The 20,457-nt window shown below is 71.0% G+C and carries 23 protein-coding genes and 1 pseudogene; 12 read left to right on the top strand and 12 right to left on the bottom strand.

The genetic code is table 11. The features are described 5' to 3' along the window. Positions 1–3: 3 nt before the first annotated feature. From KILIM_RS08770 to KILIM_RS08755, 4 genes are all read right to left on the bottom strand, one after another. Positions 4–780, bottom strand: coding sequence for a CE1 family esterase (locus KILIM_RS08770; protein ID WP_051988711.1), 777 nt, complete (start codon positions 778–780; stop codon positions 4–6). A 531-nt stretch (positions 781–1,311) separates the two neighbouring features. Then, the gene (locus tag KILIM_RS22265; protein WP_006592306.1) at positions 1,312–2,496 is read right to left on the bottom strand and encodes a sensor histidine kinase; all 1,185 of its coding nucleotides are present in this window, start codon (positions 2,494–2,496) and stop codon (positions 1,312–1,314) included. A 13-nt stretch (positions 2,497–2,509) separates the two neighbouring features. After that, the gene (locus tag KILIM_RS22260) at positions 2,510–2,914 is read right to left on the bottom strand and encodes a response regulator (protein WP_157551603.1); all 405 of its coding nucleotides are present in this window, start codon (positions 2,912–2,914) and stop codon (positions 2,510–2,512) included. A gap of 26 nt (positions 2,915–2,940) precedes the next feature. Continuing rightward, positions 2,941–3,675, bottom strand: coding sequence for a response regulator transcription factor (locus KILIM_RS08755; protein WP_006592304.1), 735 nt, complete (start codon positions 3,673–3,675; stop codon positions 2,941–2,943). 111 nt (positions 3,676–3,786) lie between these two features. Between KILIM_RS08755 and KILIM_RS22255 the strand changes: the two genes are divergently transcribed. Both KILIM_RS22255 and KILIM_RS22250 read left to right on the top strand, forming a co-directional pair. Further along, positions 3,787–4,749, top strand: coding sequence for a M14 family zinc carboxypeptidase (locus KILIM_RS22255; protein ID WP_006592303.1), 963 nt, complete (start codon positions 3,787–3,789; stop codon positions 4,747–4,749). Next, positions 4,746–5,183, top strand: a complete 438-nt coding sequence (locus tag KILIM_RS22250; protein WP_006592302.1) for a hypothetical protein — start codon at positions 4,746–4,748, stop codon at positions 5,181–5,183. Before KILIM_RS22255 ends, KILIM_RS22250 begins: the two co-directional genes overlap by 4 nt. Before the next feature lie 25 nt (positions 5,184–5,208). On the opposite strand, the gene KILIM_RS08745 is transcribed toward KILIM_RS22250, so the two are convergent. Continuing rightward, positions 5,209–6,042 (bottom strand): hypothetical protein, encoded by an 834-nt coding sequence (locus tag KILIM_RS08745; protein WP_051988709.1) that lies wholly within the window; start codon positions 6,040–6,042, stop codon positions 5,209–5,211. Between the two features lie 120 nt (positions 6,043–6,162). On the opposite strand from KILIM_RS08745, the gene KILIM_RS08740 reads away from it, so the two are divergent. The 6 genes and pseudogenes from KILIM_RS08740 to vapC all read left to right on the top strand — a co-directional run bounded on the left by KILIM_RS08740 (position 6,163) and on the right by vapC (position 12,468). Beyond that, positions 6,163–7,161 carry an MBL fold metallo-hydrolase gene (locus KILIM_RS08740; protein ID WP_006592300.1) on the top strand — a complete coding sequence of 333 codons (999 nt, stop codon included), beginning with the start codon at positions 6,163–6,165 and terminating at the stop codon, positions 7,159–7,161. A gap of 113 nt (positions 7,162–7,274) precedes the next feature. Next, positions 7,275–8,954, top strand: a complete 1,680-nt coding sequence (locus KILIM_RS08735) for an ABC-F family ATP-binding cassette domain-containing protein (protein ID WP_006592299.1) — start codon at positions 7,275–7,277, stop codon at positions 8,952–8,954. A gap of 85 nt (positions 8,955–9,039) precedes the next feature. Then, a pseudogene (locus tag KILIM_RS08730) lies at positions 9,040–10,746 on the top strand (ABC-F family ATP-binding cassette domain-containing protein). Further along, complete coding sequence (locus tag KILIM_RS08725) at positions 10,743–11,381, top strand: cyclase family protein (protein WP_006592296.1); 639 nt, start codon at positions 10,743–10,745, stop codon at positions 11,379–11,381. Before KILIM_RS08730 ends, KILIM_RS08725 begins: the two are co-directional and overlap by 4 nt. Before the next feature lie 455 nt (positions 11,382–11,836). Then, positions 11,837–12,064: a type II toxin-antitoxin system VapB family antitoxin gene (locus KILIM_RS08720; RefSeq protein WP_006592295.1), complete on the top strand. Its 228-nt coding sequence runs from the start codon at positions 11,837–11,839 to the stop codon at positions 12,062–12,064. After that, entirely contained in the window at positions 12,061–12,468 is a 408-nt protein-coding gene (vapC, locus tag KILIM_RS08715) for a type II toxin-antitoxin system VapC family toxin (protein ID WP_006592294.1), read from the top strand. Before KILIM_RS08720 ends, vapC begins: the two co-directional genes overlap by 4 nt. A gap of 138 nt (positions 12,469–12,606) precedes the next feature. On the opposite strand, the gene KILIM_RS08710 is transcribed toward vapC, so the two are convergent. Both KILIM_RS08710 and arsB read right to left on the bottom strand, forming a co-directional pair. Then, positions 12,607–13,041 carry an arsenate-mycothiol transferase ArsC gene (locus KILIM_RS08710; RefSeq protein WP_006592293.1) on the bottom strand — a complete coding sequence of 145 codons (435 nt, stop codon included), beginning with the start codon at positions 13,039–13,041 and terminating at the stop codon, positions 12,607–12,609. After that, entirely contained in the window at positions 13,038–14,126 is a 1,089-nt protein-coding gene (arsB, locus tag KILIM_RS08705; RefSeq protein WP_006592292.1) for an ACR3 family arsenite efflux transporter, read from the bottom strand. The genes KILIM_RS08710 and arsB overlap by 4 nt, the downstream gene beginning before the upstream one ends. A gap of 82 nt (positions 14,127–14,208) precedes the next feature. Between arsB and KILIM_RS08700 the strand changes: the two genes are divergently transcribed. After that, a complete protein-coding gene (locus KILIM_RS08700) occupies positions 14,209–14,589 on the top strand; it encodes an ArsR/SmtB family transcription factor (RefSeq protein WP_006592291.1) in 381 nt (126 codons plus the stop codon). A 69-nt stretch (positions 14,590–14,658) separates the two neighbouring features. On the opposite strand, the gene arsM is transcribed toward KILIM_RS08700, so the two are convergent. Continuing rightward, positions 14,659–15,519, bottom strand: a complete 861-nt coding sequence (gene arsM / locus KILIM_RS08695) for an arsenite methyltransferase (protein WP_006592290.1) — start codon at positions 15,517–15,519, stop codon at positions 14,659–14,661. A 95-nt stretch (positions 15,520–15,614) separates the two neighbouring features. Beyond that, complete coding sequence (locus tag KILIM_RS08690; protein ID WP_006592289.1) at positions 15,615–16,667, bottom strand: aldo/keto reductase; 1,053 nt, start codon at positions 16,665–16,667, stop codon at positions 15,615–15,617. Between the two features lie 122 nt (positions 16,668–16,789). Between KILIM_RS08690 and KILIM_RS08685 the strand changes: the two genes are divergently transcribed. Next, entirely contained in the window at positions 16,790–17,410 is a 621-nt protein-coding gene (locus tag KILIM_RS08685) for a ClpP family protease (RefSeq protein WP_006592288.1), read from the top strand. Next, positions 17,407–18,000: a ClpP family protease gene (locus tag KILIM_RS08680; RefSeq protein ID WP_006592287.1), complete on the top strand. Its 594-nt coding sequence runs from the start codon at positions 17,407–17,409 to the stop codon at positions 17,998–18,000. Before KILIM_RS08685 ends, KILIM_RS08680 begins: the two co-directional genes overlap by 4 nt. A gap of 43 nt (positions 18,001–18,043) precedes the next feature. Here the strand turns inward: KILIM_RS08680 and KILIM_RS08675 are convergent, their stop codons facing one another. Continuing rightward, positions 18,044–18,358 carry a helix-turn-helix domain-containing protein gene (locus tag KILIM_RS08675; protein WP_006592286.1) on the bottom strand — a complete coding sequence of 105 codons (315 nt, stop codon included), beginning with the start codon at positions 18,356–18,358 and terminating at the stop codon, positions 18,044–18,046. Between the two features lie 70 nt (positions 18,359–18,428). Here KILIM_RS08675 and KILIM_RS08670 point away from each other — a divergent pair, with 70 nt between their 5' ends. Continuing rightward, positions 18,429–19,130 carry an MOSC domain-containing protein gene (locus KILIM_RS08670; RefSeq protein WP_255247628.1) on the top strand — a complete coding sequence of 234 codons (702 nt, stop codon included), beginning with the start codon at positions 18,429–18,431 and terminating at the stop codon, positions 19,128–19,130. 35 nt (positions 19,131–19,165) lie between these two features. On the opposite strand, the gene KILIM_RS08665 is transcribed toward KILIM_RS08670, so the two are convergent. Together KILIM_RS08665 and KILIM_RS08660 are read right to left on the bottom strand one after the other, a co-directional pair. Continuing rightward, the gene (locus KILIM_RS08665) at positions 19,166–19,636 is read right to left on the bottom strand and encodes a peroxiredoxin family protein (RefSeq protein ID WP_006592284.1); all 471 of its coding nucleotides are present in this window, start codon (positions 19,634–19,636) and stop codon (positions 19,166–19,168) included. A gap of 240 nt (positions 19,637–19,876) precedes the next feature. Continuing rightward, a complete protein-coding gene (locus KILIM_RS08660) occupies positions 19,877–20,383 on the bottom strand; it encodes a GyrI-like domain-containing protein (protein WP_006592283.1) in 507 nt (168 codons plus the stop codon). Between the last annotated feature and the right edge of the window lie 74 nt (positions 20,384–20,457).

The following is a 20,457-nucleotide window of genomic DNA, read 5'->3' as shown; positions in this document are numbered from 1 at the left end:
CGTTCAGCGTCGGTGTTCTTCGAAGAACTGCGAGACGCGCGCGGTGGCGTCCAGGCCGTCGGCGGCCAGCGGCCACGTGTGCCCGAGCCGCTCCAACGTGATGAGCGTGACGTCCCGTCCGCCGGGGCAGCTGGCAGCGATGGTCCGCAGGTCACCCTCGTCGGTGTCGACGAGGGTGACGGTGGCCGGCGCACACCGCAGGCCACTGCGCCATTGGGCGACGACCTCCTCCAGCGGGCGCACCACCGTGCCGTCGAAGCGGGTCTGTCCCGCGGGAGGCACGGTTGCGTCGGCGAGCCCGTGCAGGTGCAGCACGGAGGTGTTCGACGGCGATTCGCACGGCACGTACTGGATGCCGGCGACCGGGCCGATCGCGGCGAACCGGTCGGTCTCGCAGCCCAACCGGTACGACATGCTGGCGCCGTTGGAGAAGCCGGTGCTGTAGATGCGGGCGGGGTCCACCGGCACGGCCGCTCCGACGGCGTCGATGGTCGCCAGCGTGGCGGCGACGTCGTCCACCTGCTGGGCCTGCGCCACCCCGCAACAATTACCGGCGTTGAAGCCGGCCTGCACGCCCTCGGGGTAGACGATCAGCGCGCCCTGTCGGTCGGCCCACTCGTTCCAGCCGGTGTGCCGCTCGATGCCGGCGGCCGATCCGCCATGGCCATGGAAGACGAAGACGAGCGGCGCCGGGTCGGCCACCTGCTGCGGCCGGTACACGCGGTAGCTGCGGGTCAACCCGCCCGCGACGACCTCGTGGCTCGCACTGCCGACCGCCACCGGGCTCGGCGCGACCGGCGTCGGATCCGGCTCCCCCGTAACCGATTCACCAGGCGCCCCGCACGCTGCGAGCACAGCGCTGAGCACCCCGGCGACCACGCTGAGGCGGCCCCGGCGCAGGCGGCGAGACAACCGACCGCCGGGGGCCGCACGATGCGGGACGCCCGGCCCGGCCGTCGCAGTTTCAGGAGCGGGGGCAAAAAGCACGCCTCCAGCTTCGCGGACGACTCCGCGGGCCGCATCCGAACATGACTGGAGGGTGGAAGCTCCCCTAGCTTCCACCCTCCACTGGCAGACCTCGTCCCCACGGGTCCCGCAATCGGGCCCGAACCGCCCACTGATCGATTCGGACTCTGCCGGCTCGCCGATCCCGCTCCCCCAAGCGCTCGGACCGTCTCGCCGTTTCGTGCTCTACCTCAGTTTCAGCGATCGGGGCCCTACGTAAACACCAGGTGAACCCCCCAACCATTGGTGGTGACAGCACCACCCAGGTCTGCCGGCCGGCGCGACCAAGCGGCCGGAGCCCTCGACTCAACTGGGCGGCAGAACAACTGCGGGAAGGCGCCCCGCCACGACGGTGCCGACTCCGGGCGTGGAGTCGATGCTCAACGTGCCGCCGGCGGCCCGGATTCGGTCGACCATGCCGGTCAGGCCACGGGACGTCACGGCCAGGGCGTCGAAGCCCGATCCGTCGTCGCTGACGGTGAAGGCCAGGGCGTCGTCGTCGTGCCGCAGCCGCAGGGTGATCGCGGTGGCGCCGGAGTGCCGGTCGGCGTTGTGGATCGCCTCCAGGCAGCAGAAGTACACCGCGTTCTCCACCGCGGCCGGATAGCGAGCCAACCCTGGCGCCTCGACCGAGCAGGGCCGGGTGGCGCGACGGGCGGCCGCCGCCAACGCCTGGGCCAGCCCGCGTTGTTCCAGCAGCATCGGGTAGATGCCGTGCGCGAGGTCGCGCAACTCCTTGATCGCCTCGTGCAACTCCTCCTGGGCGGCGGTCAACACCTGCTCTGCCTGGGTCGGCTCGCCCGGCAGCAGCCGCCGGGCGCGACCCAAGCGCACCGAGAGGGTCGAGAGCCGTTGCTGGGCCCCGTCATGCAGGTCCCGCTCGATGCCGCGCCGGGCATCATCCGCGGCCGAGGCCAACCGGCTGCGGGACAACCTCAGCGCCTCGGCCTGCTCGGTGAGCCGACGGGTGTGCTGCACAAGGCCCGCGCTGAGCACCCCGACCACCCCGAAGACGAAGAGGACGACGAGCGGGATCGTTATCGTCGGGGCCGTCATAGCGGCCGTCGCCTGCGTCCGCCGCCACTCGCCGACCCCGGCCAGGGTCGCCGTCGCCAGCACCGTGCCCATGGCGACCCGAGTCAGCACGCGCGGAGACAGGTAGTCCAGGAGCAGGACCACCGGCACGAGCAGAGCGAACAACCCGACCGGCGTGATGAACGGGGTCGCGTAAGCCACCCCGACTGCCGGGATCCAGTTGGCGACGACGATCAGGACGGCCACCAGCGCGAGCCGCCCACGCCGAACCCAGTACTCGGCTACCAGCAGCGCGACACCGCCGGCCGTCAGCATGAGCACACCCACGGTCAGCCCGGTGTCGGCGGTGAGAGTCAGGCGCAGGACGACGAGCACCAGCACCGAGCCCCAGAGGCCCACCTGGTTGGCGCGCAGCACCCGCTGCAGCCGGCGCGCCGCCCCGGAACCGCCGGTCATCCGGCACCCGTCGTCATCCAGAGCCCGTCGCGCGGGGGCAACCCTGGCCGAGGTGCAGGGCGGCCAGCAGAGTGTCCGGCTCCAGCTCGTCCTTGGCCAGGAAGCCGATGCCCAGGTCGAACACGTCGTCCGGGATGTCTTCGACGCTGTCGGCGGAGACGAGCAGGATCCGCAGGTGCGGCCGGGCGCGCCGAAGCTGCGCGGCCATCGCCAACGAGTCCTCGCCCGGCATGCGCACGTCGAGCAGCAACGCGTCGGCGCGCTCCGCGGCGACGACCGCGGGCACGGCGCTGACGCGGTCGACACACCCGACGAGCCGTAGCCCGGTCGCCTCGCCCACGACTCCGCAAGCGACCTCGCGGAAAGCCGCCTGGTCGTCAGCGACGACGACACGCAAGTCCCCCGATGCTGCCCCCATGATGTTCGATGGTGACATGCGGGCCCTCACGCAGACATGGTGCCCGCACCACCAGAGAGGTGCAGCAGCACCGCCGCCACACGGCGGTGCGTGTCGTCGCCGACCGGCAGGTCGAGCTTGGCGAAGATCGAGTTGATGTGCTTCTCGACGGCGCGCGGGGTGACCACCAGCGTCTTGGCGATGGCGTTGTTGGAGGCGCCGGTCGCGATGAGGGCCAACACCTCACTCTCCCGCGGGGTCAGTCGTTCCAACGGCGAGGAGGCGGTGCGTCCGTCGCGGCCCATGAGCTCGTCGATGATCTCGCTGTCGATCGCGGACCCACCGGCTACGACGTCGAACAGCGCGGCGACGAGGTGCTCGACGTCGGACACCCGCTCCTTCAGCAGATAGCCACGCCCCCCGCTGCCGGCGTTCATGAGCGCGACGGCCAGCTCGGCATCGGCGTACTGCGAGAGCACGACGACCCCGACGCTCGGGTGGGTGTCGCGCAGCATCGCGGCCAGTTGGATGCCCTCGTCGCGGTGATTCGGCGGCATCCGGATGTCGGTGATGACGACATCCGGTGCGTCGGCCCCGATGAGCTCCAGAACCTGCGGTAACGACGCCGCCTCGCGCACGTCGGCGATGGCCGGATGCGAGTCCAACAGGGCCCGCACCCCTTCGCGGAACAGCGCGCTGTCCTCCGCGAGCACTACCCGTAACGACGCCACCTCACCATGGTAGGCGCGCCGCGCTCCGGTGCCGTCGCCGCAGAGACGCATGCCGCCCGCCTTCGTCCAGATAGTGAACCTCCTTTATTCGCAGGCTCTTTCAGCCGCTGAATGCCTGAAATATCCGATAGAAACGGGAGACCTCGAGCACAGGAGCTTTCCATGCAACGACGCACGACTCTCCTCGCCCTGGTCGCCGGCCTGGCCACCGCGATCCCCATGGGAGCCGCCGCGGCCGCCCCCTCCGCCCCCGAATCACCGCGACCGACGCCGCCCTCGGCCCCCGCTGCCACGACCCTTGGCGATGCGCTGACCGACGCCGGCGCGGCACGGGGGTCGGCCGCGGCCACGCCGCGCACCCCCTTCGAGACCAGCAACGGGGCGCAGTGGAGCACCTTCGAGCAATGGCAAGGCTTCTGGCGCGCCCTCGACGCCGATAACGACCGGGTCCGCATCACCGAAGTGGGCCGCTCCGGGCAGGACCGACCGATCGACCTCATCGCCATCGGGGCCCCCGCACCGCGTTCGCAGTCCGCCGCGGCGAACGGATCGGTCATCCTCTACAACTGCTCGATCCACGGCGACGAGCCGTCCGGTCGCGAGGCCTGCATGACCTTCGGGCGTGACCTGGCGACGAGCCGGGACGCCCGGGTCGAGCGATTCCTGCGGCAGACGACCGTACTGTTCGTCAACATCAACCCCGACGGCTGGATCGCCGACACCCGCCAGAACGGGGCCAATGTCGACGTCAACCGAGACTTCCTGGAGTTGGCGACCTCCGAGGGGCGGGTGCTGGCCACGTTGATCCGGGACTGGCAGCCGGACGTGCTCAACGACCTGCACGAGTACGCGCCGCGGGAGTTCTACGACGCCCAGGCCACGACCCTGTGGCCGCGCAACCGCAATGTCGACGACGGTGTGCACGCCCTCGGCAAGTCGATGGTGCTGGACTACACCGGCGCCCGCATCGTCGCGGCCGGGATGACCAATGCCATCTACGGGCACCTCAACAAGGAGGGTCGCCCGTTCCGGCAGGTGGCCGGCGACGGCCAGGCTCGGATCCTGCGCAACTACTCGGGCCTGCGGCACATCGTCGGGCAGCTCACCGAGGCCGCCTGCCGGTGACCGACGCCGAGAAGGGCGACGAGCCCCTGACGAATCGGCGGCGGGTCGCGGTGCAGTACGAGAGCGCGCTCGGCAGCGCCGAGATGGTGCTGGAGAAGGGCGCGGAGATCGCCAAGACGATCGAGAACGCGCAGACCACCGCGACGCGGCTGGGCGCCGAGCGTGCCGGCGTCATCTACTTCGGCGGGCAGGACGACATGATCCCGACGCTGCCGGCGGAGGTCGAGCCGAACCCGATGTGCGGCTACCGACTCTCGGCCCAGCAGGTGCGTCAGCTCGGCGACACCCTCGATCTGCACGGGGTCAAGGTGGAGGCGGGTGGCTGGGTGCCGCTGGGGCAGCCGATGCGCGGTCTCATCCCGTTGCTGCTCGACGAGCGGTCCGAGCATGCGATCGCGACCGTGCCTCCGGTCGCCGAATGCCCCGCCGGGTGATCGCCGGCCCGCACCGGCGCTGAGGTCACCGATCGGTCGAGGCAGGCCAGAGCCGAGTCACCCAGGCCGTGATCGCCTGCGCGAGGTGCGGGTGCCCGAGCTGGGTCAGGCGGGCGTCGTACCCGGCGGCCAGTTGCGCGTAGAGCGGGGGCAGTCCCGCGGCGAGCAGGGCGGCGGCGTCGTCGGGGTCGCGCAGGCCCCGCTCGCGCCAGCAAAGCGCAGCCTGCGTGACGTCGGCGACGGGCCCGGTGCGGGTGGCCGCGATGTGCGCGGCCGCCTGCGGGTTGGCCGCGACCTGCCCGGTCTCGACCGTGACGAGGAAGCGCACGGGAAAGAGCACCGCCTTGCTCGCCTCCCGCACCCCGGCGGCCACCAAGGCCCGCGGGTCGGTCAGGAGCGCGTCCCGCGCGGGATCGGTGAGGCGGTCGACGATGAACCGGGCCCCCTCGACGACCAGGTCGTCGGGAGTCGGACGCGGCACCCCCTCCCGGCCATCGACCCCACACAAGAGTTGGCCATCGCGGCGAAGGTCGAGCTGGTCGACGAGCGGAAAGCGGCCGGCGCCAGTGCCGTGCCGCAGGTCGGGCCACGTCGAGTAGAAGATCGACACGCGTCGCGCGCTGGGCGCATCGATGTCGGCCGCTACGTGCGCCCCGATCGCCGCCGACGCCGCCGCATCGCCGGGCTCCAGGGTGCCCAGAATCAGCCCGAGGTCGACGTCGCTGACCTGCGGACTGAAGCCCCCGTGGGCCAACGAGCCCAGCCGATAGGCCGCCACGAGCCGATCCCCGAACGTCGCCTTCGCCTGCGCGAGGGCCGCCTGGAGCACCCGCTCCCCGATTCCCTGCTCGTCGCTCATGGGTCCAGTGTGGGGCGCACAGGTCTCGCCCCGCGGGGCCGGCCGCCGCATGATGTCCTGTCCTCACGCCCGGAGTGACCCCCGTCCGACCCGAGCGTGCCGAGTGACCCGAGGAGAGCGATGAGCCCGAACGGTGCCCCGCCGCCCGACCCCCGACTGCCGACCGACGTGGTCTGGCAGCAGCGGCCGTTTCCCGACGCCAACCTGATGCTGCTGCTCGGTCGCGAACCCGCCCTGGTCGACAGCGGATTCGTCGCACACGCCCAGGACACCGTCGCCTGGGCGACGGGGCAGGCCGGCCGGGTCGACCTCGTGGTCAACACGCACTGGCATTCGGACCACGTGGGTGGCAACGGGGCGTTGCAGGCCGTCGGCGCCCGCATCGCTGCGGGGGCACCGGAGGCCGACGCGGTCAACCGGCGCGACCCCGGCTGCTGCCTGTCGGAGTACCTGGACCAGCCCGTGGCGCCCTATACGGTCGAGGAGTCGCTCTCCGACGGCCAGGTGCTGCGGCTTGGTGACAGAGACTGGCAGGTCGTGGCCACGCCCGGGCACACCCCGGGGCACCTGTGCCTCTGGGAGCCGGAGGCTCGGCTGCTCGCGGTCGGAGATGCGCTGTCGCTCACTGATGTCGGCTGGGTCAACCTCGCGCTCGACGGTCCCGAGGCGGGCATTACCGCACACAATTCTGTGCTTCGCCTGGTCGACCTGGCGCCCCGTGTCATTCTGCCCGCGCACGGGCCGATCCCACCCGACGCCTCCGCGACCCTCGCCGCGGCACAGCGCCGCGCGCAGCGGCTGGTCGACGACCCCGACGGCGCGGTCTGGTACGGGGCGCGGCGGATCTTCGGCTACGCGCTGATGATTCGCGGCGGCATCCCGGAGGCGGAGGTCGAGGCGTACCTGGTGGCGCGGCAGTGGCTCGTCGACGGGGCGCGGTTGCTGCGCCGCACCCCCGAAGACCTGGCTGGCGAGCTGCTCACCTCGATGCTCGACGCCGGCGCCATCGTGCGCCGGGACGGCCGGGTGCACGCCGCCGCCGAACACCGACCCGTGGCGCCCGGGAGCCTGCCCACCGGGTTTCCCCGCTCGTGGCCGCCCGCCGCTGAACCCGACTGAGGACTCGACTGTAGACCCGCCTGCAGCCTGACCGGGCCGCGCCCGCTGCCCGCAGCCCGCTGCATCGACGGCCCCGCCGGGCCCGCGAAGCGGGCCCCGGCACACTAGGTCGCATGAGCGCGACGATCCAGGCAGACCAGGTGGGGGCGGGGCACGGGGACCGGGAGCTGTTCTCCGGACTTGAGCTCGTCGTCGCACCCGGCGACGTCGTGGGGCTGGTCGGTCCGAACGGTGCCGGTAAGTCGACGCTGCTGCGCATCCTGGCCGGGCTGCGCGCCCCGGACTCCGGGCGGGTGAGCGTCTCCCCCACCGAAGCGCAACTGGGGTTTCTCGCGCAGGAGCCAGACCGCGGGGCCGAGACGATCGCGCAGCAACTCGCCCGACGGACCGGGGTTTTCGCCGCCCACGAGGCCATGGAGGCGGCAGCCCAGGCGTTGGCCGACGGCGCTGCGGGTGCCGACGAGCGGTACACCCAGGCGCTCGAGGCCTGGCTGCACCTGGGCGGCGCCGACTTCGACGAGCGCCTTGAGCTGGTCGCCGCGCGCCTCGGGCTCACCGTCGACCTCGATCGACCCACCGCCTCCCTCTCCGGGGGGCAGGCGGCCCGCGTGGGGCTGGCCGGGCTGCTGCTGTCGCGGTTCGACGCCTACCTGCTCGACGAGCCGACGAACGACCTCGACGTCGAAGGCCTCGCTCTCCTGGAGGAGTTCATCGACGAACTCGACGCGCCGGTCGTGCTCGTCAGCCACGACCGCGAATTCCTCTCCCGCACCGTGACGACCGTCGTCGAGATCGACCGCAGCCTGCAGCGCGTCACCACCTACGGCGGCGGCTACGACGCCTACCTGGAGGAGCGCTCGATCACCCGACGCCACGCACGCGAAGCCTACGAGGAGTACGCGCAGCGCAAGAGCGCCCTGGAGTCCCGGGCTCGCATGCAGCGGGCGTGGATGGACAAGGGTGTGCGGGCGGCAAACACACGCGCGGCCAAACGCAAGGAGAAGGACAAGTTCATCAGGCACCACAAGGTCGCCACATCGGAGAAGCAGGCCGCCAAGGCGCGCCAGACCGACCGGCTGCTCGAGCGGCTCGACGTGGTCGACGAGCCGCGCAAGGAATGGCAGCTGCAGTTCTCGATCGCTGCGGCGCCGCGCTCCGGGGAGGTCGTGGCGACCGCCCGTGCAGCCGTGGCGCGGCGTGGTGAGTTCACCCTCGGCCCCCTCGACCTGCAGCTCGACCTGCGCGATCGGGTGGCGATCACCGGGCCGAACGGCTCCGGCAAGTCGACGCTGCTGGCGCTGCTGCTCGGCCGCCTGGAGCCGGAATCGGGGGCCGTGTCGCTCGGCTCCCGCGTGGTGATCGGCGAGATCGACCAGGCGCGAGCAGCCCTCGACCCGGCGCTCGAACCCGGCACCACCGCCTCCGATGCGGCCCTGGCCCGGGTGTTCGGCGAGCTGCTGCCCGACTGGTCGGATGCCGACGTGCGCACACTGCTCGCCAAGTTCGGCCTCGCCGGCGACCACGTCACCCGCCCGGCGCACACCCTCTCCCCCGGCGAACGCACCCGCGCCGCGCTGGCGTTGCTGCAGGCCCGCGGCGTCAACCTCTTGGTGCTCGACGAGCCGACCAACCACCTCGACCTGCCCGCGATCGAGCAGCTGGAGCAGGCGCTGGACTCCTTCGACGGCACGATCCTGCTCGTCACGCACGACCGCCGCATGCTCGAGACCGTCCGGCTGACGCGGCGCTGGCACGTCACCGACGGGCAGGTCAGCGAGATCTCCGCGGAGTAGCGCCCCGCCACGCCCCGCCGCGCCCCGCCGCGTGGCGCGTAAAGGCCTTCGCGTCGGCGGGGCGAATCTGGGATCGTGGCCCCCCGTGGGCCATATCGACGTCAATCAGATCTCGTACGCGCTTCCCGACGGTCGGCCGCTGCTGGACGAGGTGAGCTTTCGCGTCGGCGACGGCGCGGTCGTGGCCCTCGTCGGCCCCAACGGTTCGGGCAAGACGACGCTGCTGCGGATCATCGCCGGCGACCTCGACGCGCACGGCGGCGCCGTGACCCGCTCCGGCGGCCTGGGCGTCATGCGCCAGTTCATCGGCTCGGTGCGCGACGACTCGACCGTGCGGGACCTGCTCATCGCCGTCGCGCCGGAGCGCATCGCCAAGGCCGCGCGGGCGGTCGACGACGCCGAGCTGGCGATCATGGAGGTCGACGACGTGCCTGCGCAGATGGCGTACGCGCAGGCCCTCGCCGACTGGGGCGACTTCGGCGGCTACGAGTACGAGACGGTGTGGGACACGGTGACCATGGCCGCCCTCGGCATCGGCTTCGAACAGGCGCAATACCGGCGCGCCGCAACGCTGTCCGGCGGTGAGCAGAAGCGGCTCGTGCTCGAGGCGCTGTTGCAGGGGCCCGAAGAGGTGCTGCTGCTCGACGAGCCGGACAACTACCTCGACGTGCCCGGCAAGCGCTGGCTCGAGGCGCGCCTGCGCGACACCGACAAAACCGTGTTGCTCGTCAGCCACGACCGCGAGCTGCTCAGCGCCGCCACCGACCGGGTCATCACGCTGGAGCCGGGCGCGAGCGGGGCCGGCGCGTGGATGCATCCGGGGTCGTTCGCCACCTGGCACGAGGCGCGGCAGGCCCGCAACGCCGACCTCGAGCAGCGGCTGCGCCGCTGGGAGGAGGAGCTGGCCAAGCTGCGCAAGCTCGTGCTCATGTACAAGCAGAAGGCGGCGTACAACGACGGCCTGGCCTCGCGGTATCAGGCGGCGCAGACGCGGCTGCGCAAGTTCGAGGAGGCGGGACCGCCGGAGAAGGTCAGCGTCGAGCAGAACGTGCGGATGCGCCTGAGCGGTGGACGCACCGCCAAACGGGCCGTCACCTGCACCGACCTCGAGCTGCTCGCACCGGAGGAGAACGGCGCGGATTCGCTGATGCGGCCCTTCGACTGCGAGGTCTGGTACGGGGAGCGGGTCGGCGTGCTCGGCTCGAACGGGTCAGGCAAGTCGCACTTCCTGCGGTTGCTGGCTGCGGGCGGCTCCGATCCGGAGGTCGAGCACCGCCCCGTCGGCGAGGTGGCACCGCCGGCGGTGCGGCACACCGGGATCGCGAAGCTGGGGTCGCGGGTGCGGCCGGGGTGGTTCGCGCAGACGCAGTAGCACCACACCTACTCCGGGCGGACGCTGCTGGAGATCCTGCACCGGGGCGACGAGCATCGAGCGGGGCGCACCCGCGAGGAGGCTGCCCGGGTGCTCGACCGGTACGGGCTGGCGCGATCTGGCGAGCAGACCTTCGACTCACTCAGCGGCGGGCAGCAGGCGCGCTTCCAGATCCTCATGCTCGAGCTGTCGGGGGCGACGCTGCTGCTGCTCGACGAGCCGACCGACAACCTCGACCTGCACTCGGCCGAGGCGCTGGAGGAGGGTTTGGCCGCCTTCGAGGGAACGGTGCTCGCCGTCACCCACGACCGCTGGTTCGCCCGCGGCTTCGATCGGTTTCTCGTGTTCGGCAGCGACGGGCGGGTGCAGGAGTCGGCCGAGCCGGTCTGGGACGAGGCGCGCGTGCGGCGGGCCCGATGAGCGTGTGGGATCTGACGCATCCGATCCGCACGGGCATGCAGGTCTACCCCGGCGATCCGCCGGTGCGGTTGGCGCCGTCGCTGACTCTTGCGCGGGATGGGGTGGAGGTCACCGCGGTGTCGTGCGGCACCCACTCCGGCTCCCACCTCGATGCGCCGAGCCACACGGTTGTGGGCGGGCGGACCGTCGACGCCTTGTCGGTGGCGGAGTTGTGCGGCGAGGCGATCGTGCTGGCGGTGCCCGGCCTTGCTCCGCGTCAGCGCGTCGGCGTTGAGGCGTTGGCCGGCGTGCCTCCGGTCGTGCCGTCGATCGTGTTTGTCGCAACCGGTTGGGACAAGTCCTTCGGGGAGCCCCACTACCTGGCCCATCCGTGGCTCGATGCTCAGCTCGTCGTCGGGTTGCAGGCCCGCGGGATGCGGGTGCTGGGCGTCGACACCCTCAGCCCCGACGAGACTTCCCTGCCTGGTGCCGAGGTCGACTTCGCCGCGCACGCCGCGGTACTGGGCGCCGACGGCGTCATCGTCGAGAATCTGAGCGGCCTGACCGACCTCCCGCCGCGCGTGCAGGTGAGCCTGATGCCACTCCCCTTCGCCGGCGCCGACGGCTCCCCCATCCGCGCCATCGCCTGGACCTGACGGCACGCCACCCGGCGGGAAAGTCCAGGTCAGCCGGCGGCAGTTTCCAAGTTTGCCGGCGGGATTTCCAGGTCGGGGATGAGCGAGTGGGGTTCATGATCGCCTCTGATCACCTACGACGGTTTGCCGGGGGTCCGTCGTCCAGGCTCTGGCCGCGCCCTGCGACATCGTCACGTCACAGATACGAGGCCGAGCACCCGCAAGCGCGGGAGCAGGAACGTGCCCCGGCGCGTTCTCGAGGCCCGGCCAGGTGATGATCCGGCCGTACGTAGCGGATTCTCGACGTACCGCGGCGGCAGCCGCCGCCAGCTGAAAGCCTGTGACCTGCCCATTCATAAATCGGGCCGCTCGCGGGTACGTCAAGAATCCGCTACGTCCTGGGTGCCGGCCGGAAAATCGGACGGGCCAGCCGTCGATCACTCCTTGCGGCAGCCCTCGACGTGTAAAGTACGTGTATGGCTCGGACGCGCACGAACATCGAAATTGAGAACGACTACATCGATGTGATCATCGAGCGCTTCGGAGTGCGAACGAAAACCGAGGCCGTCGACCTCGCGCTGCGTCACCTCGCCGGTGATCCGATGTCCCGCGAAGAGGCCCTGGCCATGCGCGGCGCCAACGCCATCGGCACCGTTCCCATCGACACCGCGCCGGTCGACCGCTCGCCCGCCGAGGTCGCGTGATCCTCGTCGACACGTCCGCTTGGGTCGAGTTCGATCGCGCCACAGGTAGCACCGTGGACGAGGCGTTGACCGGCCTCATCGCCGACCAGGGCCCAATCGCTGTCACCGAACCGATCGTCATGGAGGTGTGCGCCGGGGCACGCACGGCGTTCAGGGAGACGGAGCTGCGCCGCCTCCTGCATCGCTTCCATCTCGCGCGCTTCGATGCTGCCGCCGACTTCAACGCCGCAGTGACGACCTATCGAGCGTGCCGGCGGGCCGGAATCACGCCTCGCGGCCTCATCGACTGCATGATCGTCTCCGTTGCGCTGCGAGGCGGCCACGAGGTCCTTGCCTGGGATCGCGACCTGGCGAACGTGGCACGAGTCACCGGCCTGCGCCTACACCGGGCCTCGCTCTCCTGATACCGACCAGCCGCCGGGCGATCTGGCCACGCCACCCTTCTTGTCCATATCCCAGGCACTACCCTTGGCGACAGTCTGCCCCTCGGGGTCTAGCTGCGGGGCTGAAGGCCGAGGCTGACGATAAGGTCGCGGATCGCTCTAGTGCGTATCCGGCTGGGCGGGGGCGCCGACTCCAGCCAGCAGGGCAGCGACGCGGGTCCGGATGTCGTCGCGCACGAGCCGCATCCGCTCGACGCCCTCGATGCCGCGGGCGGACGGCTCGTCGGTCTCCCACGTCTCGATCGAGCCGCGCATGCCTGCGACGGGTTCGACCACCGCCTCCGATCCGAGCACGATGACGCGGTCCACGCGGACAAGTAGCTCGGGGTCGATGGGCTTGGTCGACTCGCCGGCCATCGACCCGCCGGCCTCCTCGATGACCTGGCGGGACAACTCGTTGATCCCGGCGCCGGGCGTGGTTCCGGCGGAGTGCACCTCGATGGCGTCACCCGCCGCCTGACGCAGCAGCGCCGCGGCCATCTGGGACTTGCCGCCGTTTTTGACGCAGACGAACAGCACGGACGGTCGGGTCATGACCGCTCCTCCTCAGTGAGTTGGTGGGGGTAGTTCTTGCGCAGCGCGAGGGAGACGTAGACGAGGCCGACGAGCACGGGCACCTCGATGAGGGGGCCGACGACGCCGGCCAGGGCTTGCCCGGAGGTGACGCCGAACGTCGCGATGGCGACGGCGATGGCGAGTTCGAAGTTGTTGCCGGCGGCGGTGAACGCGAGCGTCGTCGTGCGCTCGTAGCTCATCTTCAGCGCCTTACCGACCAGGTAGCCCACCCCCCACTGCAGGGCGAAGTAGATGAGCAGCGGCACGGCGATCCGGGCGACGTCGAGCGGGCGGCTGGTGATCTGCTCACCCTGCAGGGCGAACAGCAGGACGATCGTGAAGAGCAGCCCGTACAGCGCCCACGGACCGACCCGCGGCAAGAAGGAGCGCTCGTACGCGGCGCGGCCCCAACGCTTTTCGCCGATTCGGCGCGACAGGTAGCCGGCTAGCAACGGTATCCCGAGGAAGACGAGGACGGACTTGGCGATCTGCCAGGCGGAGACGTCGAGGTCGGCGGTCGGCAGGCCGAGCCAGCCCGGCAGCACCTCCAGGTAGAACCAGCCGAGGGCGGCGAAGGCGATGACCTGGAAGACCGAGTTCAGCGCGACGAGCACGGCCGCTGCCTCCCGGTCTCCGCACGCGAGGTCGTTCCAGATGATGACCATCGCGATGCACCGCGCCAGGCCCACGATGATCAGGCCGGTGCGGTACTCGGGCAGGTCGGGCAGGAAGATCCACGCCAGGGCAAACATCAGGGCCGGGCCGACGATCCAGTTGAGCACCAGCGAGCTGATGAGCAGGGGTCTGTCGTGGGTCACGGTGTCGAGGCGGTCGTAGCGCACCTTGGCCAGCACCGGGTACATCATGACGAGCAGGCCGATGGCGATCGGCAACGAGACCCCGTCGATCTCGACGGCGGACAGCGCGCCCGAGAGTCCCGGCACCATCCGGCCCAGGAGCAGCCCGGCGACCATCGCTGCGAGGATCCACACCGGCAGAAACCGGTCGAGGGTAGAGAGTTTGGCGGCGACGGGCGTCTGCGCGTGATCCGCGGCGGTGGGCATGGCATCCTCTCATCGACGTTTGTCGATATGAAGCCTGCCGCCTCGCATTGATGATTGTCAATATGGACTCTAAGGTGGGGTGATGACAACGACCGCCGCCTCGACCGAGTCTGTCGCTGCTGCGCCGGACGACTGCTGCGCCACTGGCGGAGCCCCGCTCATGGCGCCCGCACAAGCGGCCTGCCTGGCCGACCTCTTCAAGGCGCTCGCCGACCCGACCCGGGTGCGCCTCGTGGGCTATCTGGCCTCCGCCCAGGGGGGCACAGTGTGCGCCTGCCACCTGCCCGACGAGCTCGGCATCAGCCAGCCGACCCTGAGCCACCACCTCAAGAAGCTCGTCGCCGCCGGCATCATCACGCGCGAGCAGCGCGGCCGCTGGGCGCACTACACCGTGGCACCCGAGGTGCTCGACGTCGCGCGCGACTACCTGGGCGCCTCCATCGGGTCGGCCCGCTGCTGCTGAGGCGCGGCTGCCCGTCCACTGGCGCCCACGACGTGGGCCTTGTGCCGGCGGGCGGGGAGGGCGATCGGGTCAGCGAGCGGGTTTGGCGGCGCGCACGAAGGCCGAGGCGAACGCGCCCTCGAGGGCGTCGACGACCTGCGGCAGCTCCATCCCCGCGGGCAACTGGTCGCGGCTCATCTGCTCGGCCATCGCCTCCAGGTCTTCCCGGGCGTACTCGCGGGTGACCTGGACGGAGGCTTGCTCGAAGCCGACGTCGGCGAGCTTGCCGAGGTACTCGGTGTCGCGCAGGGCGCCGGAGATGCAGCCGGTCCACAGGCCGACGACCGAGCGAAGTTCGGCGGGGATCTCGCGCAGCAAGACGACGTCGGAGACCGCGAACCGACCGCCGGGGCGCAGCACGCGGAAGGCCTCGCGCAGCACGGCGCCCTTGTCCGGGGAGAGGTTGATGACGCAGTTGGAGATGACGACGTCGACGGCCGCATCGGGCAGCGGCACGTCCTCGATGTGCCCCTTGACAAAGGTGGCGTTCACGATCCCGGCCTGCGCCTGGTTGCGGCGGGCGAGCTCGAGCATGTCGTCGGTCATGTCGAGGCCGTAGGCGGTGCCGTCGGGGGCGACCCGCCGGGCGGAAAGCAACACGTCGATGCCTCCGCCGGAACCGAGGTCAAGCACGTCCTCACCGGGGTTGAGCTGCGCCAGCGCGGTGGGATTGCCGCAGCCCAGGGAGGCCGCCAACGCGGCGTCGAGGTCGGTCGCCTCCTCGTCGTAGAGGTTCGCGGTGATGGGATCGACGCCCGCCCCGCCGGCCGACCCGCAACACCCGTCCCCCGCGTCCGCCGTCAGCGACCGGCGCGCTGCCTGGGCGTACCGCTCCCGCACCGCCGCCCGAACCTGCTCGTCACTGCTCGGATTCGTCGCTTCGGTCTGCACAACACCCTCCCTGAGAAGTCTTTGACTCAACCCTGGCATCCGCCCCGCACTTGCCCAGCGCGGGGCTCGTGGCGCTGCGCTGCCTGCCACACCCATCACTCCCGGTCTGCGGAGATCCAGCCGGGGTCGTTGAAGGTGAGGTTGCGGCCGCCGCTGACGGTGGCGGCCACGGCGTCGAGGCGCGCCAGGTGGTCGGCGGTCAGGCGTAGGTCGAGGGCGCCGGCGTTCTCGTCCATGCGGGCGGCGTTGCGCGAGCCGGGGATCGGGACGACAGGCAGGCCCAGCCGCTGGCCCTGGGCGTAGAGCCAGGCGAGCGCAACCTGCGCGGCGGTCGCGTCGAGTTCGGTTGCCACGGAGCGGATCACGTCGACGACGCGCTGATTCGCCTCGAAGCCGGCGTCGAACCTCGGCTGCTCGGCGCGCATCGAACCGGCCACGTCGTCCCTGGTGAGAGTGCCCGTGAGAAAGCCGCGCCCCAGCGGCGAGTAGGGCACGAAGCCGGCCCCGACCTCGCGCGCCGCGGGCACGACGTGCGCCTCGACATCCCGGCTCCAGATGCTCCACTCGCTCTGCACCGCGGCGATCGGATGCACCGCCGCGGCCTCGCGCAGCTCCGCAGCCGTCACCTCCGACAAGCCCAGATACCGCACCTTGCCCTCGGCGACGAGCTCGGCCATGGCGGCGACCGTCTGCGCGATCGGCACGTCGAGATCCCGACGGTGCAGGTAGTAGAGGTCGATGACGTCGGTGCCGAGGCGGCGTAGCGACGCCTCACAGGCCGCCCGCACGTAGTCGCGGTCCCCGCGCACCCGTTTGACCTCGCCCGCCGCCGCCGTGCCCAGGGCGCCGGTGATGCCGAATTTCGTCGCGAGCTGCACTTGCTCGCGACGGCCCTGCAACACGCGGCCGACGAGTTCTTCGTTAGTGCCGGCCGGCCCGGTCGCCCCGTCGCGAGGCGCGCCGTACACGTCCGCGGTATCGATGAAGGTGATGCCGGCGTCGATGGTCGCGGCGAGCGTGCGTTCGGCCGCCGCGTCGTCGATGCCTCCGTACACGGGCGAGAGGGCCATGCCACCGAAGCCGATCCGGCTCACGGTCAAGCCTTCGGCCAGCTCGATGGTCGGGATGGTGGGACCTTGGGAGTTCATGTGCCAAACGCTAGAACCTCGAGCGCGCTCGAAGGCAAGCGCACGCTGGCGCTGCCCACGGCAGCACTGCTCACAGCAGCGTCGGCGGACCCCACGGCCACGCCGGGGTCACCCTCGAAGGCATGAGCAACGACCAAGCCCCGCCCGGCCGATCCCTCGACGAGGACCTCTACCGACGACTCTTCGAGCAGCGCACGCTTCTGCTCGGCGAACCCCTGGAGGACTGGAACAGCAACCGCCTGTGCAGCAGCCTCATCGTGCTGTCGGCACAAGACCCGCGCGCCGACATCCGGCTGCTCATCAACTCCCCCGGCGGCTCGGTCCCAGGCATGCTCGCCATCCGCGACTGCATGCGGGCCGTGCCCAACGACATCGTCACGGTCAACCTCGGGATGGCCTACAGCGCAGGCCAATTCCTGTTGAGCTCCGGCACACGGGGCAAGCGCTTCGCGATGCGGCACAGCAAGGTGCTGCTGCATCAGGGCTCGGCGGGCATCGGCGGCACCGCCATGGACATCGCGATCCAGGCCGACGACCTGCGCCACACCCGCGACACCGTCCTCGGCCTCGTCGCCGCAGACACCGGCCGCAGCGTCGAGACGGTCGAGCACGACTCGCGCCGGGACCGGTGGTTCGACGCGCAAGAAGCCCTCGAGTACGGGTTCATCGATCACATCGTCGCCTCTCTCGAAGAAGCCCTGCCGCCCACCCGTCACCCGGTCGGACTGGGGACGTCGGCATGAGCAGCTACGCGATCCCCTACGTGACGACCCGCACGGCGCAGGGCGAACGAACCGTCGACATCTACAGCCGACTGCTGGCCGACCGGGTCGTCTACCTGGGGACCGGCATCGACGACGGGGTTGCCAACGCGATCATCGCCCAGCTCATCCACCTGGAGTCCGACAGCACCGAGCAACCGGTGCAGCTCTACATCAACTCGCCCGGCGGCGACATACCGGCGATGCTGGCGATCTACGACGCCATGCAGTTCATCAGGCCGGCCGTGCGCACGACGTGCGTTGGCCAGGCCGCCTCGACCGCGGCGGTGCTGCTCGCCGGCGGGGCGCCCGGGCAGCGGGCGATCCTGCCCCACGGCCGGGTAGTCGTCCACGCCCCGGCCGCGCAGGGACGGGGGACTGTGCCCGACCTCATCCTGGAGGCCGAGGAGATCGAACGCGTCCGCACGATGCTCGAGCAGATCCTCGCCAGGCACACTGGCCGCAGCGGCGAGCAGGTGCGCGAGGACACCCAACGCGACCTTGTGCTCACCGCTCAGGGCGCTCTCGACTACGGCATCGTCGACGAGATCATCACGAGCCGGCCGGTGTGAGCCCGCGGTCACAGCCCCGGCGGTTTCAGCCCGGCGGTCGGAGTCAGGCCGCGAGGCAGACCGTCCCAGCCGAGTTCCTCGACATGGTGCCGCTGGCCCGAGTGGCCACTTCCCGCACCGTGAGGTCGAGCGCGCCGCAGACGGCGGCGAGCACCTCCGAGGAGGGGTCCTTACGTCCGCGTTCGATCTCGGACAGGTACTGCGGGGCGACCCCGGCTCGGGCGGCGACGTCGGCGATCCGCTCGCCGCGTTCCGCGCGCTCCTCTCGCAGCACGTCACCGACGGCCTCGCGCCACAACGGCTCGGGTCGCACCCGTCGCTTCGGCCGGCCTTGTCGCAGCGGCAGCACGGTGCTCATGACTCGACGATACGACGCCAAGCGCCACGCCGCAGCAGGCACGGCACGCCGGTCGCACTAGCCTCGACGTGTGAGGCAGACACCGGCTGAACCAGGCGCCACCGAGGGAATCGTGCGCGCGGTGCGGGTCGGGCCCGCAGTGACCCGCGAGTGGAACGGTCGCACATTCGTCACGGCCGCCGCCAAGGAGCGCGTCGACGGGCCGGTGTCTCTGCGGCGCCTCGGCTTGGCCGGCGACGAGCAGGGCAATCTGGCGGTGCACGGCGGGCCGGACAAGGCCGTACTGCTCTTTTGCGCGGAGCACTACCCGCGGTGGCGGGCCGACGGCTTCGACGTGCCCGACGGTGGGTTCTTCGAGAACATCACGGTCTCCGGGGTCTCTGAGAGCGATGTCGTGCTCGGCGACACGTGGCGGCTGGGGTCGGCCACCGTGCAGATCACCCAGCCGCGTCGTCCGTGCCGCACTCTGGCCGACCGCTGGGGTCGCCGGCAGTTGCCGCAAGAAGTGCAGGCCAGCGGCCGCACGGGGTTTTACGTGCGGGTTCTCGTGGAGGGCACCGTCGCCGCGGGCGACCGCCTGACGCTGATCGACCGGCCCGAAGGTGGGGTCAGCGCGGCCGAGACCAACCGGATCATGAATCTCGATCGCGACGACGAGCCCGGCATCCGCGCGCTGCTCGCGGCGCCCGAGCTGCCGAAGAGCTGGCGCGACAAGCTGGAGCGTCGCCTCGGGGGCGTTCTGGAAGACGACTCGGCCCGCCTCGGCGGCTGATCCGTTCCTGCCCGGACTCAACCGGCCTTCGGCGGTCAGGAGCCGATCAGGGTGCCGACCGCGACCCCGAGCGCGATGTCCTCGACGGTGCCCAGGCCACGGAACCTGATGTCCCCGTTGCGGTCGACGAGCAGCAGCGTCGGGGTGCCCTGGAGCCCGAGGCGCTGCATCGTCACGGGCAGACCGACCCCGCGTGGCTCATCGACGGCGACCGGGAAGGGAGTCCGGAACTCGGCGAGAAACACCCGCAGCGCCTCGACGCCCATGACCGCGTGATGCTCGAACACCGTGTGCAGCCCGAAGACGACGATGTCTTGCCCGAAGTCCCGCTGCAGGCGCGCCGCCTGCGGTAACCCGTGGGTGACGCACCCCGGGCACAACATCTGAAAGGCCTCGATCGCGACGACCTGCCCCCTCAGCTCAGCCATCGTGGGTGCCGGGGGCGTGCCGATCCACTCGCTCACGGCGAGTTCCCCAATCGGGCCGAAGTTCGGCAGCTGCGGCATCTGCTCAGCATGGCCCTGCCGCTGCGTGAGGTCCAGGGGTCGGCTGCGACTCCAGCGCCGGCTGCCGCGCCTAGGGCTCGCCGGACGTAGCGACTTCTCAACGCACTGCGGTGCTACCTCGGCAGAGGGCCAACTCTCTGACCAGGCGTGATGCAAATCGGGCTCGTCGCGAGTGCGTCGAGAAGTCGCTACGTTGCGGGCGTCCCGCCGAGAATGCGCGCGGTCAGACCCGCGTCGGGGTCACGAAGCCGGGCTCACGAGGGTGACCAGGTCGGTCTGCAGGGTGGCGGGGTCCATGTCGGGGCGCGGTTCGGTGACGTAGACCTCCCAGAACGGGAAGTTCGGCGCCCGGCCTGCGGCCACGATGGCCCCCATGAAGCCGCCCCAGGCGTCGCCGAGACCCTCGTAGCCGCCCCGGTAGGACGTCCGCGCGACGGTGCCGGCCGGCAGCTCGGACGCGGTGAGTTCGACCTCGCCGACGGTGATCGGTTCGCTGAGCGGCTCGGTCAGCGGGATGCCGACCTCGAGATCGGCCGTCGCGTCGGGGATCCGGTGGTGCAACGAGAAGGGCGGGCCCGCCGGCGCGATGCCGCGCTGCGCAAGCGCCGGGAACATCGCGCTGAACGTCGAGTCGAAGAGGGCGGGCATCTGGTCCATCGGGTAGTCCCGCGCCCGAACGACGACCGTCGGCACGGCCGACACCTCGACGTACTCGACGGCGGTGGCTGGTGTTGGGGTGTCACTCATGGGGTGTCCTCTGGTCGGGTGATGCTGCTCATCGGAGACGGGAGCCGCCGCTCGCCAAGCAGCCTACGCGCGCC

The sequence above is a fragment of the Kineosphaera limosa NBRC 100340 genome (assembly GCF_000298215.1).
Classification (GTDB): domain Bacteria; phylum Actinomycetota; class Actinomycetes; order Actinomycetales; family Dermatophilaceae; genus Kineosphaera; species Kineosphaera limosa.
This window is presented reverse-complemented; position numbering and strand designations above follow the sequence as displayed.

Excerpts from the sequence above, each read along its gene's own strand:
- KILIM_RS22265 (WP_006592306.1), bottom strand. The coding sequence starts at position 2,496 with ATGACCGGCGGTTCCGGGGCGGCGCGCCGGCTGCAGCGGGTGCTGCGC.
- KILIM_RS22260 (WP_157551603.1), bottom strand. The coding sequence starts at position 2,914 with ATGGGGGCAGCATCGGGGGACTTGCGTGTCGTCGTCGCTGACGACCAG.
- KILIM_RS08755 (WP_006592304.1), bottom strand. The coding sequence starts at position 3,675 with ATGCGTCTCTGCGGCGACGGCACCGGAGCGCGGCGCGCCTACCATGGT.
- KILIM_RS22255 (WP_006592303.1), top strand. The coding sequence starts at position 3,787 with ATGCAACGACGCACGACTCTCCTCGCCCTGGTCGCCGGCCTGGCCACC.
- KILIM_RS08745 (WP_051988709.1), bottom strand. The coding sequence starts at position 6,042 with ATGAGCGACGAGCAGGGAATCGGGGAGCGGGTGCTCCAGGCGGCCCTC.
- KILIM_RS08740 (WP_006592300.1), top strand. The coding sequence starts at position 6,163 with ATGAGCCCGAACGGTGCCCCGCCGCCCGACCCCCGACTGCCGACCGAC.
- KILIM_RS08735 (WP_006592299.1), top strand. The coding sequence starts at position 7,275 with ATGAGCGCGACGATCCAGGCAGACCAGGTGGGGGCGGGGCACGGGGAC.
- KILIM_RS08725 (WP_006592296.1), top strand. The coding sequence starts at position 10,743 with ATGAGCGTGTGGGATCTGACGCATCCGATCCGCACGGGCATGCAGGTC.
- KILIM_RS08720 (WP_006592295.1), top strand. The coding sequence starts at position 11,837 with ATGGCTCGGACGCGCACGAACATCGAAATTGAGAACGACTACATCGAT.
- KILIM_RS08710 (WP_006592293.1), bottom strand. The coding sequence starts at position 13,041 with ATGACCCGACCGTCCGTGCTGTTCGTCTGCGTCAAAAACGGCGGCAAG.
- arsB (WP_006592292.1), bottom strand. The coding sequence starts at position 14,126 with ATGCCCACCGCCGCGGATCACGCGCAGACGCCCGTCGCCGCCAAACTC.
- KILIM_RS08700 (WP_006592291.1), top strand. The coding sequence starts at position 14,209 with ATGACAACGACCGCCGCCTCGACCGAGTCTGTCGCTGCTGCGCCGGAC.
- KILIM_RS08690 (WP_006592289.1), bottom strand. The coding sequence starts at position 16,667 with ATGAACTCCCAAGGTCCCACCATCCCGACCATCGAGCTGGCCGAAGGC.
- KILIM_RS08685 (WP_006592288.1), top strand. The coding sequence starts at position 16,790 with ATGAGCAACGACCAAGCCCCGCCCGGCCGATCCCTCGACGAGGACCTC.
- KILIM_RS08680 (WP_006592287.1), top strand. The coding sequence starts at position 17,407 with ATGAGCAGCTACGCGATCCCCTACGTGACGACCCGCACGGCGCAGGGC.
- KILIM_RS08675 (WP_006592286.1), bottom strand. The coding sequence starts at position 18,358 with ATGAGCACCGTGCTGCCGCTGCGACAAGGCCGGCCGAAGCGACGGGTG.
- KILIM_RS08665 (WP_006592284.1), bottom strand. The coding sequence starts at position 19,636 with ATGCCGCAGCTGCCGAACTTCGGCCCGATTGGGGAACTCGCCGTGAGC.
- KILIM_RS08660 (WP_006592283.1), bottom strand. The coding sequence starts at position 20,383 with ATGAGTGACACCCCAACACCAGCCACCGCCGTCGAGTACGTCGAGGTG.